Origin of the sequence: Roseibium sp. FZY0029 (assembly GCF_036350355.1) — a bacterium.
Lineage (GTDB): Bacteria > Pseudomonadota > Alphaproteobacteria > Rhizobiales > Stappiaceae > Roseibium.
The window spans coordinates 324,708-337,816 of sequence record NZ_JAZDVZ010000003.1; the positions used below are offsets into that span (position 1 = coordinate 324,708).

The 13,109-nt window shown below is 58.7% G+C and carries 12 protein-coding genes; 5 read left to right on the top strand and 7 right to left on the bottom strand.

Annotation, left to right across the window (positions count from 1 at the left end):
• The first annotated feature begins 139 nt into the window (after positions 1–139).
• The 3 genes from V1T76_RS09865 to V1T76_RS09875 all read left to right on the top strand — a co-directional run bounded on the left by V1T76_RS09865 (position 140) and on the right by V1T76_RS09875 (position 2,887).
• Positions 140–607 carry a RidA family protein gene (locus V1T76_RS09865; protein WP_330560494.1) on the top strand — a complete coding sequence of 156 codons (468 nt, stop codon included), beginning with the start codon at positions 140–142 and terminating at the stop codon, positions 605–607.
• A gap of 84 nt (positions 608–691) precedes the next feature.
• Positions 692–1,471, top strand: coding sequence for a glycerophosphodiester phosphodiesterase family protein (locus V1T76_RS09870; RefSeq protein WP_330560495.1), 780 nt, complete (start codon positions 692–694; stop codon positions 1,469–1,471).
• A 90-nt stretch (positions 1,472–1,561) separates the two neighbouring features.
• Positions 1,562–2,887 (top strand): GNAT family N-acetyltransferase, encoded by a 1,326-nt coding sequence (locus V1T76_RS09875; protein ID WP_330560496.1) that lies wholly within the window; start codon positions 1,562–1,564, stop codon positions 2,885–2,887.
• Positions 2,888–2,901: 14 nt separating this feature from the next.
• On the opposite strand, the gene V1T76_RS09880 is transcribed toward V1T76_RS09875, so the two are convergent.
• The 3 genes from V1T76_RS09880 to V1T76_RS09890 all read right to left on the bottom strand — a co-directional run bounded on the left by V1T76_RS09880 (position 2,902) and on the right by V1T76_RS09890 (position 5,330).
• Positions 2,902–3,756: a GNAT family N-acetyltransferase gene (locus tag V1T76_RS09880; protein WP_330560497.1), complete on the bottom strand. Its 855-nt coding sequence runs from the start codon at positions 3,754–3,756 to the stop codon at positions 2,902–2,904.
• A 128-nt stretch (positions 3,757–3,884) separates the two neighbouring features.
• Entirely contained in the window at positions 3,885–4,205 is a 321-nt protein-coding gene (locus V1T76_RS09885; protein ID WP_330560498.1) for an antibiotic biosynthesis monooxygenase family protein, read from the bottom strand.
• Positions 4,206–4,343: 138 nt separating this feature from the next.
• A complete protein-coding gene (locus V1T76_RS09890; RefSeq protein WP_330560499.1) occupies positions 4,344–5,330 on the bottom strand; it encodes a LysR substrate-binding domain-containing protein in 987 nt (328 codons plus the stop codon).
• A 65-nt stretch (positions 5,331–5,395) separates the two neighbouring features.
• On the opposite strand from V1T76_RS09890, the gene V1T76_RS09895 reads away from it, so the two are divergent.
• Positions 5,396–5,581, top strand: a complete 186-nt coding sequence (locus V1T76_RS09895; RefSeq protein ID WP_330560500.1) for a YdcH family protein — start codon at positions 5,396–5,398, stop codon at positions 5,579–5,581.
• 31 nt (positions 5,582–5,612) lie between these two features.
• The gene (locus V1T76_RS09900) at positions 5,613–5,816 is read left to right on the top strand and encodes a hypothetical protein (RefSeq protein WP_330560501.1); all 204 of its coding nucleotides are present in this window, start codon (positions 5,613–5,615) and stop codon (positions 5,814–5,816) included.
• Between the two features lie 560 nt (positions 5,817–6,376).
• Here V1T76_RS09900 and V1T76_RS09905 read toward each other — a convergent pair.
• The 4 genes from V1T76_RS09905 to V1T76_RS09920 all read right to left on the bottom strand — a co-directional run bounded on the left by V1T76_RS09905 (position 6,377) and on the right by V1T76_RS09920 (position 13,065).
• A complete protein-coding gene (locus V1T76_RS09905) occupies positions 6,377–9,481 on the bottom strand; it encodes an efflux RND transporter permease subunit (protein ID WP_330560502.1) in 3,105 nt (1,034 codons plus the stop codon).
• Positions 9,482–9,514: 33 nt separating this feature from the next.
• Entirely contained in the window at positions 9,515–10,609 is a 1,095-nt protein-coding gene (locus tag V1T76_RS09910) for an efflux RND transporter periplasmic adaptor subunit (RefSeq protein WP_330560503.1), read from the bottom strand.
• 13 nt (positions 10,610–10,622) lie between these two features.
• Entirely contained in the window at positions 10,623–11,186 is a 564-nt protein-coding gene (locus tag V1T76_RS09915; protein ID WP_330560504.1) for a TetR/AcrR family transcriptional regulator, read from the bottom strand.
• A gap of 232 nt (positions 11,187–11,418) precedes the next feature.
• Positions 11,419–13,065, bottom strand: coding sequence for an EAL domain-containing protein (locus tag V1T76_RS09920; RefSeq protein ID WP_330560505.1), 1,647 nt, complete (start codon positions 13,063–13,065; stop codon positions 11,419–11,421).
• Positions 13,066–13,109 lie beyond the last annotated feature (44 nt).

A 13,109-nucleotide genomic window follows, 5' to 3' on the forward strand; every position in this document is an offset into this window, starting at 1 on the left:
TATTAAGGTGGGGGCCACGGCGCATGAAACCAAGCTCCTCCACAGTTTCCTTTTACCGTGCAGCTCCCATTTTAGCCTTGTCACTTTCAACGAATTACGCCAAGACACGCCAAGAATTCTCAAACTTGGAGCCCCCCACATGAGCAGCGCGATCGAAGCCCGGCTGAGCGAGCTTGGCATCACTCTTCCGGAAGCAGCGGCCCCGGCGGCCAATTACGTTCCTTTCGTTAAGACGGGCAATCAGCTGTTCGTTTCCGGCCAACTGCCGATGGCGGATGGCAAGCTTCAGGTTTCCGGCAAGCTGGGTGACGGTCTCGGTGTCGACGAAGGCAAAGCCGCAGCAAAGCTTTGCGCCATCAACCTGTTGGCCCAGGCAAAAGCGGCCACGGGAAATCTCGACAAGGTTGCCCGGCTTGTGAAGATCGTGGGGTTCGTGAACTCCACAGCCGAATTTGCCGACCAGCCTCAGGTGATCAACGGTGCGTCCGACTTCCTGGTTGAGGCAATGGGCGATAAAGGCCGCCATGCACGCTCTGCCGTCAGCGCCGCGTCCCTGCCTTTCGGTGCCGCTGTCGAAATCGAAGCGATTTTCGAAATCGAAAACTGACCTATAGCAGGGCTTTTCCCGCCCCCTGCTCCTCCCGATGCCATCCGGCCGGCGAGGCAATTCTTTCCAACCGAGCCCGCCGCCATGACACCGGAACTCGAAGCCATCTTCGCCCGCCCGATTGCCCACCGCGGCTATCACGATGCCGATAACGGCGTGATCGAAAACACGCCGACCGCCATCCAGCATGCGATCGACAAGAATTTCGCGATCGAGGTGGATGTTCAGGAAACGGCAGACGGCGAAGCTCTGGTGTTCCATGACTACACGATGGAACGGCTGGCGGAGGGAACCGGCAGGGTCATCGATCTTGCCGCGTCCGAGCTCACCAAAGTTCACATGAAGACCGGAACGGACAGGCTCTGGCTGCTGAAGGACCTTTTCGACCTTGTCGACGGCCGCGTGCCGTTGGTGATCGAGATCAAGTCCCTTATGCGCCGAGATGCGCAGATGGACTTCGTGCGCCATGTCACCGACAAGGTGGCGGCTTACAAGGGCCCAGCCTGCATCAAGTCGTTCGATCCGGACATGTTGTCGATTGCAAAGGCGCGCAACGCCTCGGTGCTACGCGGCATCGTCGCCGACGGTGCCGAGCCGGGTCCGGATTATGCACGCTACAGCCGCGTCGACCGTTTCATCCTGCGCCATATCCTGCATGCGCCGCGCACGCGCCCGCACTTCATTTCCTATGGTGTCAAGGACCTGCCCAAGGCCGGGCCCAGCTTGCTGCGCTCGGTGTTCAAGGTGCCTCTGATGTCGTGGACCGTGCGCACCACGGAACAACGGGAAAAGGCCAACCGCTACGCCGATCAGATCGTTTTCGAAGGCTTCGATCCGGACAAGGGTGCCGCCCGTTCTGTGTAGAAATAACCATCGCACGGTCTCAGCCTCTTGCACTGCAAAATGCCAGCGCTACATCAAGAGGATGGTTTCAAACTTGGTTTCTTCTGACGCATGACCTCCTCCCGGTCCACCGACAGCAACGCCCCGGCGCATGACGACGGTGGACAGACGGCGACTTTGCGCATTCTGTCTTCCCTGAAGGATGTCTCTGCCTCCAACTGGGACCAGGTGGCCAATCCCGGCTGGCAGCTTTCCGGTCGAGGCAAGTTGCAGCAGGACCCGAGATGCGAGGCATTTGCCGAGCTTTCCGGCGCACTCGGCGGCGGCTCCGAGCCGGCCGATGAGAGCGTGGATTTCAACCCTTTCCTCTCCCACGCCTTTCTGGAAGCGCTGGAGGCATCCGGCTGTGCCACGGAAGCGACCGGCTGGCTGCCAAGACATATGCTGCTGGAAGATGGCAGCGGACAGATCCTCGGCGCCGTTCCAGCCTATCTCAAAAGCCATTCGCAGGGCGAATATGTGTTCGACCACGGCTGGGCGGATGCGTTTTACCGTGCCGGCGGTGAGTATTATCCCAAGCTGCAGATCAGCGTTCCCTTCACGCCGGCCACCGGGCGCCGGTTTCTGACGGGGCCCGGCGTCAACCGCGAGGCAGGCCTGCAGGCGCTGGCAGCCGGTCTGGTGCAGGTGTGTCAGCGCTCGGGCGCATCGTCCGTTCATTCGACTTTTCTGACCAAATCCGAGTGGGACACTCTTGGCGACCTTGGCTATCTGCAACGGACGGACCAGCAGTTTCACTGGGAAAACCACGACTACGACAGTTTCGACGGCTTTCTGGCAGATCTCGCCTCCCGCAAGCGCAAGGCGGTGAAGAAGGAACGACGCGAAGCCCTGAGTGCCGATGGCATCGAGGTGGAATGGGTCACCGGGTCCGATCTGACCGAGGCGCACTGGGACGCGTTTTACAAGTTCTACATGGACACAGGCTCACGGAAGTGGGGCCGCCCCTATCTGAACCGCAAGTTCTATTCGCTGATCAACGAGAGGCTGGCGGACCGTACGTTGCTGGTGCTTGCCAAACGGCACGGCCAATATATTGCCGGCGCCCTCAACTTCATCGGCTCTCACACGTTGTTCGGGCGCCACTGGGGCTGTACCGAGCATCATCCGTTCCTGCATTTCGAGCTTTGCTACTACCAGGCAATCGACTTTGCCATTGCCAACAAGCTGAAGCGCGTGGAAGCCGGTGCACAGGGAGCGCACAAGCTGGCGCGTGGCTATCTGCCGACAACGACCTACTCAGCCCACTGGATCGCCCATGAAGGGTTGCATCAGGCTGTTGCCGATTATCTGGAACATGAGCGTCTCGCCGTTCAGCGCGAGAACGAGGCGCTTGCCGAGCACGCGCCGTTCCGCAAGACCGACCAGGAAACCTGACCTCCCAGGTTCTCTCACAAATCCAGCTGCATTTCATATTGCTGCAGCAGTTCCTCCGCACCAGCCTGACGCAGGAAGGCATTGGCGCTTTGCGTGGCGGCATCGACGTTGACGAACCGCAGGTCGGATTTACCGACCGCTTCCATCAGCCCGGACAGCAGGGCGCTGCCGATGCCGTTTCGGCGATGGTCCTTGTGAACGGCAATCTGTGCGACCGCCCCATCTGCAAAACTTGCGCCCCAGCCCAGAAGATCGTCACCACGGCGGACGGCCAGAAGATGGACATCCGGGCTAAGGCCATGCAGCGCTGCAAAGCCGTTCTGAGGTGTCGGCTGTGTGTCGAAGAAGGCACTCGTATCTTCCGGTAGATCGTCGAGCCCGATCTTCCCGACAGCCCACTCTCCCGCCTTCGCCGCAAGCGCTTCGCTCTCATTGAGACGAAACACACCAAGCGTTCGCTCCCGGTGAAAGCCGAAGGCCTCATAGGCAGAAACGGCTTTGTCGTTGGTCGTTATGACCTCGAGCTGTAGGCCCTTTGACTCTACGTTTCGCTGTCTTTCGATGACCGCCGCAAGCAGTTGCCGCGACAGGCCCTTGCGGCGGTGGGCCGGGCTCGTGCCGACGGACAAGGTATAAGCCCGGTTGCCGAATTCCGGGTTGGGTGGGCTTGAAAACCAGAAAGCGGCAATCTCCGCGCCTGCCATGGCTGCAAAGGAGTTTTCTGACGAAAACCCGCGCTGGCGCTGAAACTCCCGGAAGTCCTGTTCGCTCAGATGCATCGGCGTAACGTAATCCGAAAACGCCAGGTTCAAGGCCTCGCAAAGCTGTGCAGCCTCGAACGAGCGGCACTCGACAATCTGATAGGTCATGGGAAATTTCCGAAGGAATTCAGGAAGGTGCAAACCCTAGCACCGAACCCCGCAGCGGAAAAGCCGATCCTGTGTCAGTGCTGATCTTGTGTGACCAGCACCTGCACTTTCAGACCCGTGAAGTCGGGTCAGTCAAAGGATTCCGCGACATCATACATCACGGGCTCGAAACTCTTGCACATTGAACTGATGCGCCGGTTGCGCTCACGCATTTCCGTGGTGCGCAACATGGCCAGGAAATCTTCCCGCCGGCGCCATTGCGAATAATTGGCGATCCGGGTCTGCGCATCGTTCACATGCAATCCCGCCCCAATGAAGCCCGGCTGATGGCGAATGAAATTTTCGTAGGCGTCCTTCAGCTCGTCCAGAAGGTCGTAACAGGTGCCCGGCGTCATTTCGAAGGTGGTAATGACGGTCTGGCAGTCTCGGTCGCTTGAAATCTCGGGCATGGCTCTCCTCCTCCGCCGTTTGTTTCGAGGCTGGCACGTTTTTACGGGAGCGGCAATATGGGGAGGATTACGTGGAACGGCAGAGTGCGTTTTCCGTCTCCCTCGCCTGACAGCTCTGATCCGGCCTCAAGTCAATGCTCAGGCAGACTCGATCCCGTCAACCTTCATGCTGCCCACTGCCTGCAGCGCAAGCGACAACAGCTTTTCATAATGGGTTGTGCGGGAAGACCCCGATCGCCAGACGAGATACATCATCCGGCGCATCGGCAGGCCCTCGACCTTCTTCAACAGAAGATCCGGCTCCTTGCCGAACTCGGAAGCAATGTAGGCAGCAGGAAAGAGCGCCAGCCCCATGCCGATCGAGGCCATCTGGCGCAAGGCGTCCAGGCTTGTGCCTTCATAGTCCTGACGGAAATCAGCCCCTGCAGCGTGCGCCAGCGCCTGAACGTCGTTGTGAAGACGAAAGCCCTGACCGAGAGCGAGCAACTTTTCACCGCGCAGCATTTCAACAGGGATCACGTCGACGCCGGCCAACGGATGCGACTTCGGCACGGCAAGAGAAACGCTTTCCCGGCACAGGACCCGCGCCGTCCACTGATCCGACGCAGCGAAATCCGGCGTCAAAATGCAGTCGAGCGCACCGGACATCAGTCCCTCCTCCAGAAGATTCGGCCTGTCTTCACGGATATAGAGTTCAAGCAGCGGAAACTCGCGTTTCAGAATCGGCAAAAGGTAGGGCATGAAATACGGCCCGAATGTGGGTGAGACGCCAAGACGGATCAAACCGCCAAGATTTGATTGCCCCGCCTGAGCCAGCGTCACGATTTCGTCGAGATTTTCCAGCGCGCGCCGCGCGAGTGGCAGAAGGCGTTCACCGGAGGCCGTCAGGCTGATGCCCCCGCTGCCACGCTCCAGCAATGTGCAGCCGAGCTGATCTTCAAGCAGCTTGAACTGGGCTGAAAGTGTCGGTTGCGATACGTGGCACCGCACAGCGGCCTTGCCGAAGTGCAAGGTTTCTGCAAGCGCAACAAAATAGTCGAGTTGCCGTGACGATGGTCGAAACCGCATAGTACCCCGCGATCGATAGAGATTTTCTATCAACTCAATCGAAACAATGTATTTCATCTATCCCCCCTCAGCCACCATATCAAGGGCGTCAAAGACACGGCCCACGAGAGAGGAGGAACGCGATGTACAACAGACTGAAGTCGCTGCGCAGCCAGCACAACACTCTGGATGCCCTTATCCGCAGGGAGGAATTGCACCCCTATCCGGATACGCAGCACATACGGTCCCTGAAGAAATTCAAACTCCGGCTAAGGGACGAAATCGCGCGGATCGAAACCAACCTCAGAGCTCCGCAGCTCGCATACTGAACCACTTCACCACGCCAATCGGGAGGGTTGAATGAACCCGTTTCTGCCCATGTTTTCACCTTTTGCTGACTTGCACCGTGCGCCTTCCAGAGAATCCCGTCTGAGGGATATCGATGCCCGAATGGCTTCGTTCCTGCGCGAAAAACAGACGTCGAACACAACCTGCCCCAAGGTGCTCGACAACGTCAAAACCGTAAGGAGCAAAGTCCAGCGCGAGATGGTCGCGGCCCGTTAGACCGCCGGCCCAAAAAGAGGGCGGGTTCCTGCCCACCGGATTTCCGCCATCCGGCCCTTTAGACCATCACCCTGGACACCCCGCCCGCAGGCCTCGCGGGCGGGTTTCTTTTTTGTTTGCCTTGCCGGAAGCCGCGTCTTTTTGCCAGATCGCCTTTTTGGCGAAGGCCTTGGGCACCCACTGAAATCATCAACCAAATGCGTCCCATTCAGCGCCGCCCGCCGCAGAGGCGACTTCTAACAAACTGGGGCACCCATCCCCTCCGCCGCCCGACAGGCCATGGAAGACGGACTTCATGTTCTGGAGGAAACGCCGATGAGCGGCTTAATCAGACTGTGTGGTGATCGAGATGGGCGCGGTTCTGCGGGAGACTCAGAAAATGAGTCCGAAACCGCCTACAAGAGACTGATATTACGGGATTAAGGAAGGCTGTAGTAAACGTTGTCTCGCCCCTTTCACACCCAGATTTTGTTGTGCGCCTCAGCTTGCCAGATGCGGGAGGGTACATAGACAAAAGGCGGCCCAGGGCCGCCTTTTGATCGTCATGGCTGTGTCTGGCCTCAGTTGGCCGGAACGGCATCCGCCGGGGCTGACGGTTCTGCTTTCGCCTTGTTCTTCTTCGGCGGGCGAACCCGGAAGAACAGCGCATAAAGAACCGGTGCGGCGATCAATGTGAGCACTGTGGCGAACGCCAGACCACCCATGATCGTCACCGCCATGCCGCGGAAGAAGGCATCCGACAGAAGCGGTGCCATGCCGAGGATGGTAGTGATTGCCGCCAGCATCACCGGGCGCATACGCGAGACGCTGGCCTCGACGATCGCCTCGTATTTGTCCCTGCCCTCACCAATCAGAAGATCGATCTCTTCCAGCAGGACGATGGCGTTCTTGATCAGCATGCCGGACAGCGACAGGAAGCCCAGGAGAGACATGAAGCCGAAAGCCGTATCCGTGGCCAGAAGAGCGATGGCAACACCGTTGATCGACATGGGGACCATCAGCCAGATGATCAGCGGCTGCCGCACGGAGCCGAACAAAAGGATCGAGATGATCAGCATGATCAGAAAACCAAGCGGCAGCTGTGCGCCCAGAGATGCCTGAGCATCGTTGGTGCTTTCATATTCGCCGCCCCACTCCAGTGCGTATCCGGGCGGAAGTTCGATGGCCTCGATTTGAGGGCGGACCCTGGCAAGGGCCGCGGACGCGGTTTCGCCTCCTGTCGTTTCAGCCTTCACCGTAAGCGTGCGCACACGGTCCCGGCGATGGATGAGCGTATCTTGAGGCTCCATCACGAAGTCCCGCACCACCTGCTCAATCGGCACATAGCGGCGTTCGTTGCTACTCAGAACCAAAGCGTCCGATACGCTTTCGTTCACGGAGATGCCGTTCTGGTCGGCCTTGCGGGCGACAATTGGAACACTTTCGTCGATATCGCGATAGGACCCCACGCGAACGCCCTCAGTCGCAAACTGCAGAGCAACAGACAATTCCTCCCGAGTCACACCCGATATCCGGGCGCGATCCTCGTCGAAGATCGGCCGCACGACGAGTTCGCGCTGCCGCCAGTCCGTGTTGACGTCGGCAAGCTTGTTTTCCGTCTTGTCGAAGATCGCCTGCGCCTCGTTGCCAAGCCGCTTGAGCACGTCCGCATCCGGACCTGAGAAACGAGCCTCGATCTTGGCACCACCACCGGGGCCGAATACCAGGCGCTTGGTAATGATCTGCGCCGATGGGAAGAGCTCTGCGAACCGCTCTCTCAGATCCAGCGCCAGCATGTCGATCTCTTCGCGATTGTGCGTTCTGATGATCATGTGACCATAGCTCGGGTTCGCGTCTTCCGGTGAGTAGGTCAGCATGAAACGCGTCGCGCCACCACCGGCAAAGCTGGTGACTTTCTCCACGCGTTCATCCGCCAGGACGATCTTCTCCATTTCCTTCAGGTCGGCCTCAGTCGACCGGATATCGGTGCCCTGTGGGGCCCAGTAGTGGAGATAGAAGATCGGGGTATTGCTGTCCGGAAAGAATGCCTGCTTCACATTGCCGAAGGCCATGACACAGACAACGGTGATCCCGATCAGAGCGGCGACCGTCAGCAGTCGCACATGCAGGGAGCCGATCAGGATCCCGCGATAGGTCCTGTAGAAAATACCTTTGTAGGGGTCGTGATTTTCCAGATCGCCGGTGGCTGTTCTGAAAAAGTACTTGCCGAAAAGCGGCGTGACCGTGATCGCGAATACCCAGGACAGGAGCAACGAAATGCCGATCACGGCAAAAAGCGAAAACAGGAACTCGCCAGTCGCGTCCGGCGACAGACCAATTCCGGAAAACGCCATGATGCCGATAACGGTCGCGCCCAGCAGTGGCCACATGGTTTGGCTAACGACACGGCTGGCTGCCTCGATTGCCTTCTGGCCCCGCTGCATGTTGATCATCATGCCTTCCGCGACCACAATGGCGTTGTCCACCAGCATGCCCATGGCGATGATCAGCGCACCGAGCGAGATGCGTTCCATCTCGATGGCGAAGATCCGCATGAACAGAACGGTTGCCATCACTGTGAGCAGCAGCACCGTGCCCACCACGATGGCTGCGCGCCACCCCATGAACAGGGCCAGCACCCCGATCACGATGACGACGGAGGCGGCCAGGTTCGTGATGAAGCCGTTCACGGATTCATCGACCACGATATTCTGTTCGTAAATGGGATGTAGTTGCATACCGACGGGCAGTTGCGCCTCGACCTGGGAAAGCTTCTCGATCACGCGTTCGCCGACGTCGACAATGTTGGTGCCGTCGACCTGGGACACCCCGATCGTGACGGCCGCATGACCATTGTGCCTTATGAGCCGGTTCGGCCGTTCGGGCTCTCCCAGTTCCAGCGTCGCGATGTCGGACAGTCGGATCATGGCAGTCGACCCAGCCCGGCCGATGACAAGGTCCTGAATCCCCCGAAAATCGTCGAAGGCGGAGGCCGTCATCAGGCGAATGCGTTTGTCGCCTGAAATACCGGACCCGTTGGTCTGGATCCGGTTTTCCGCATCCAGAACACTGATCACATCGTTGAAGGTGATGCCGAGCCCTGCCATCTTGTCCTGATTGACGTTCAGATAGATGACGTCCTCGGGTTCGCCGGCAATTTCAACCTTGCCGACGCCGGTCACAGTCAGAAGTTCACGGCGGATGCGCTTGACCGTTTCACGAATGTCCCGGTTCGTGTAGCCGTCGGCAGTGAAGGCGTAGAACAGGCCATAAACGTCGCCGAAATCGTCATAAACCAGGGGCGTGCCCGCCCCTGCCGGCAGGTTGCGCACCTCGTCATTGACCTTTCGCCGCAGCTCGTCCCAGACCTGCGGCAATTCCTCGCCGTCATAGGTCGGTTTGATCTCAACACCGATGCGCGACAGGCCGGGCTCCGACACGGACGTGATCAGATCCAGTTGCGGCATCTGCTGGATGGCCGTTTCGAGGTTTTCGGTAATTTCGTTTTCGACTTCAGCCGCCGTTGCGCCCGGGTAACTGGTAATAACCTGAGCCTGCTTGATGGTGAAGGCCGGGTCTTCCAGCCGTCCAACCGTATAAAGCCCCCACAGGCCGCCCAGGAGCGACATGATCACGATCATCCACGTGTTGACCGGCTTTTGAATGGAGTAGCGTGCAATATCCACTTTGTCTGATCCTCTTGCCTGTCCGCTACCGGATCAGTTCAAACGCCGCACGACCTGGCCGTCGCTGAGATAAGCAACGCCGGCGGAAACGATTTCGTCGCCTTTTTCCAGGCCGTCACGGACGGGGATGAAGTTGCCCATCACAGTGCCTATTTCGACCGGGTGCTTGGACACAGCCCCAGAGCCTGAGTCGAATTTCCAGACGTAGGATTTGCCGTCACTATCGACAGCTATGGCACTCGAGGGCACCAGGAACTGTTCGCCCAGTTCCAGGCCTTCTGGCAGAAACTTCACAGTGACGGATGCCGTCATGCCCGGAGAGAGCTGCTCCGCCCCTTCCCGCGGCATCGCAAGGGTAACGCGATAGGTTTGCGCCACATCGTCGACCTGGCTGGAATGCTCGCGGTAAGTCAGCGGAAAGTGCTTATCGCCGTAAGCCGGAAATCTTGCCTCGATGGAGGCCACCTCGGATGCCGACACCCGTCCGAACAAGGCCTCGGCAACGTTGATGTCCACCTGGATTTCCGATACGTCATGCAGCCGCACAACCGGTGTCCCCACACTGACCGTCGTGAAATTGTCGACCAGACGCACGGAGACGATACCGTCGAAAGGTGCTTTCAAGGTGGTGTACTTGAGGTTCTGCTTGGCTTCCTTCAGGGTCTCAAGCGCAAGGTCGTACTTGTTCTTCTGTTCGTCGTAGGCCGACTGGGAGATGACCGACCGTTCGCGCAGGGTTTCCAGCCGATCGAGTTCCCTTTTCGCCTGCTCGGCGTTGATCGTCGCCTGTCGTACAGCCCGGTCGTAGTCGGTCGTGTCCAGTTTGGCGATCAGGTCGCCTTCCTTCACGTGCTGGCTCTCCAGTACCGGCAGTTCGACCAGTTTTCCCGGCACCTGGAATGAGAGGTCGACGGTTTTCACCGCTGCCACCCGGCCAGCAAAGCGTCGTTCCAAAAGGCCGATCTGGTCCGTCACCGTGAAGATTTTCGCAGGTCTGGGCGCGGCGTTCAGCTTCGCCTCCGCTTCGGAAACCGGATCGACGGAATCGTCCTGGCAGGACGCAAGCATCCCGGCAGTCAACAGAAGGGCGACCCAACGGCGAATTGGGGCTTTGTGAAGTGCCAACATTTGGTCTTCCGTTCTAGTCTTTGAGTTGGGTCAGACGCTTGCGGAGGTCCTGAAACACCAGCGCGCGTTCATCGTCAGAAAAAATGGTGACGCAATGCGCCTCGGAGAAATGAAGACCTTCCAGGCAGGCCCAGATAGACCAGGCTTTGCCGCGGTCGGGAAGTTCGGCTTCGATGGCCGCCTTGAGCCGTGATTTCACCCCCCTGAAAGGTTCGCTCAGTTCGGGCCGGTCCGCTTTTGTGGCAAGCATGGCCTGTGCCAGGTCGCGCTGCTCGCCCAACCAGCCTTCGGTGACCTCGATCATTGCGCTCAAGGTGGCGGATTGGGACGACAGGTTACGCTCCCTTGCTGCTGCCACTTCAGCTTCGAACTGACCTGCCAGAAACTCAACCATGCCGGTGATCAGCGCGTCCTTGGTGGGAAAGTTATAGAGCACCCCGCCTTTGGAAAAACCGCTTTCCTCGGCCACGGCATCCATGGTCAGGCTCTGTGCACCCGAGCGACGGATGACCTCGATTGCCGCTTTCAGTATTTCCGATTTCGATTCATGCGAACTGCGTGTCGAACGCGCGGCCATTTTTTACCGTCCAGTCAGTACAGTTTTGCACCCTTTATACCGTCCAGCCGGTACAGACAAGTCGCCTGGCATGTATAAATCATCCCGCATTTTTGTCTCGCCCGTTTATGAGGCGAGACAGCGCAGAAAATAGCCTGGAGGGCTCAAGAAGTGTGCAAGTCCGCCAGCAGGCACACGAGAAATTGTGAGATTGACCCTTGTGGGAGAGGAGGCGCAGCCCACCAGAAAGGGATCAGGCTGCAGCGTTCTTCCGCATCGCAGCTTCATTGGCTGCTTGCTCCGCCGCTGCTGCTTCCGCTGCAAGCCTTGAGCGTTCGTTGGCTTCTTCTTCGGTCCGTTCCGCAAAGGCGATGAACTCGTCAGCCGGCATGGGAGCTGCGAAGTAATAGCCCTGAGCCGCGGTCACACCCAGTTCGAGCAGACGATCGATCTGCTCTTCCATCTCGACGCCTTCGGCAATGATGCCCATGCCCAGATTGTCGGCCAGCTCGACCATGGAATCGACGATCGTCGTGGAGTTGTCGTCCGAACCGATGGTATCGATGAACATCTTGTCGATCTTGATGATGTCGACGCCCAGCTTTTGCAGATAGGCCATGCCGCCATGGCCGGTGCCGACGTCATCCAGCGCCACACGCACACCAAGCGCCTGCAGTTCCGCGATGATCTTGCGTGCCAGTTCCATGTCTTCCAGCGGATGGCGTTCGGTCACCTCCACGACGATCTGCTGGAAGGAAATCCGCGATTTCTCGAAGATCGAACGGATGTCGGAAATGACCTCCCGATCCAGGAAGTGACCCGCGAAAAGATTGATCGACAGCTTCAAATCCGGATTGTCGCCATAAAGGTCGCCGATTTCCTCGGAGGAAACGCGCATGATGTGACGGGTCATGTCGAAGATATGGCCGTTGTTTTCGGCATAGGCCATGAACTGACCTGGTGACACGATCATGCCGTTCGGACGGCGCCAGCGCATCAGGACTTCACACCCGCGCAGGCGTCCGCTCTCGATATCCATGACAGGCTGATAGTAAGGAATGAATTCGCCATTGCGGATCGCGGCGATGAATTCGTCGTCGGCTTCCCGTTCGGGCCGCCAGGACAGCCAAATGCCGATGGCAACGAACAAGAGAGCAATCCCCGCACAGGCGGCAGCGGCAACGACCTTCAGGTCCTGCACGACCTTGCCGGCAGCAGAGACCGGCGCGGTGATCGTCGCTACAAGCGGATAAAGCTCAGAGGAAACTTCGACAGACAGGATTTCCGAAGGATCCGTGGCCTCGGAATTATATCCGCCGACACTGTACCAGAGCAGGTTGTTACCAAGTCGCAATTCGGCCCTGCGATAGGAACGCAGATATTCCGGGCCCGGGTCGATGGCTATCACGGCGGGTGTTACTTCCGCGAAAAGCCGGGTCTGGTCTTTCAGGTCCCAGCTTATCACTGCCGCGCGTGCCCCCAGATAGTTCCGGTCCAGCATACCGATGCCGACAAGCGGGCCGTCTTCACGCATCGGCGGCAGCACGATCTTGCCGGCCAGATCCCTGTCCGGAATGATGCACATGCGCTGACCGGCGGCATCGGCGAGCCCGATGGCATCGATCATCCCGTGTTCGACAATCTGCTTCTCGTAAATGCCCCGGTCTTCAGCGTTGCAGGTTTGAACGTCGTCCCGGTCCAGCCGCTGCAGCAGGGAAACGGTTGTGGAAATCGCTTCTTCGGCTCGGTGGATGGCCACATTTCCCATGGCCTCCATCTCAACGACGGCGCGGCGTTCCGCGTACTGGTTGAGAATGATGTTGATCGCAAACAGCGGAGCGGTCGCCAGCGCAAGGGCGATCAGCACCGTTTTAGCGAAACCAACATAGCGGAAAGACAAGTCACAGGCCTGTTCATGATAAGCTCTTTCTGAACATGGCTGAT

Bases quoted from the DNA above. Each gene is read 5' to 3' on its own strand.
- V1T76_RS09865 (WP_330560494.1), top strand. From the start codon at position 140: ATGAGCAGCGCGATCGAAGCCCGGCTGAGCGAGCTTGGCATCACTCTT.
- V1T76_RS09870 (WP_330560495.1), top strand. From the start codon at position 692: ATGACACCGGAACTCGAAGCCATCTTCGCCCGCCCGATTGCCCACCGC.
- V1T76_RS09875 (WP_330560496.1), top strand. From the start codon at position 1,562: ATGACCTCCTCCCGGTCCACCGACAGCAACGCCCCGGCGCATGACGAC.
- V1T76_RS09880 (WP_330560497.1), bottom strand. From the start codon at position 3,756: ATGACCTATCAGATTGTCGAGTGCCGCTCGTTCGAGGCTGCACAGCTT.
- V1T76_RS09885 (WP_330560498.1), bottom strand. From the start codon at position 4,205: ATGCCCGAGATTTCAAGCGACCGAGACTGCCAGACCGTCATTACCACC.
- V1T76_RS09890 (WP_330560499.1), bottom strand. From the start codon at position 5,330: ATGAAATACATTGTTTCGATTGAGTTGATAGAAAATCTCTATCGATCG.
- V1T76_RS09895 (WP_330560500.1), top strand. From the start codon at position 5,396: ATGTACAACAGACTGAAGTCGCTGCGCAGCCAGCACAACACTCTGGAT.
- V1T76_RS09900 (WP_330560501.1), top strand. From the start codon at position 5,613: ATGAACCCGTTTCTGCCCATGTTTTCACCTTTTGCTGACTTGCACCGT.
- V1T76_RS09910 (WP_330560503.1), bottom strand. From the start codon at position 10,609: ATGTTGGCACTTCACAAAGCCCCAATTCGCCGTTGGGTCGCCCTTCTG.
- V1T76_RS09915 (WP_330560504.1), bottom strand. From the start codon at position 11,186: ATGGCCGCGCGTTCGACACGCAGTTCGCATGAATCGAAATCGGAAATA.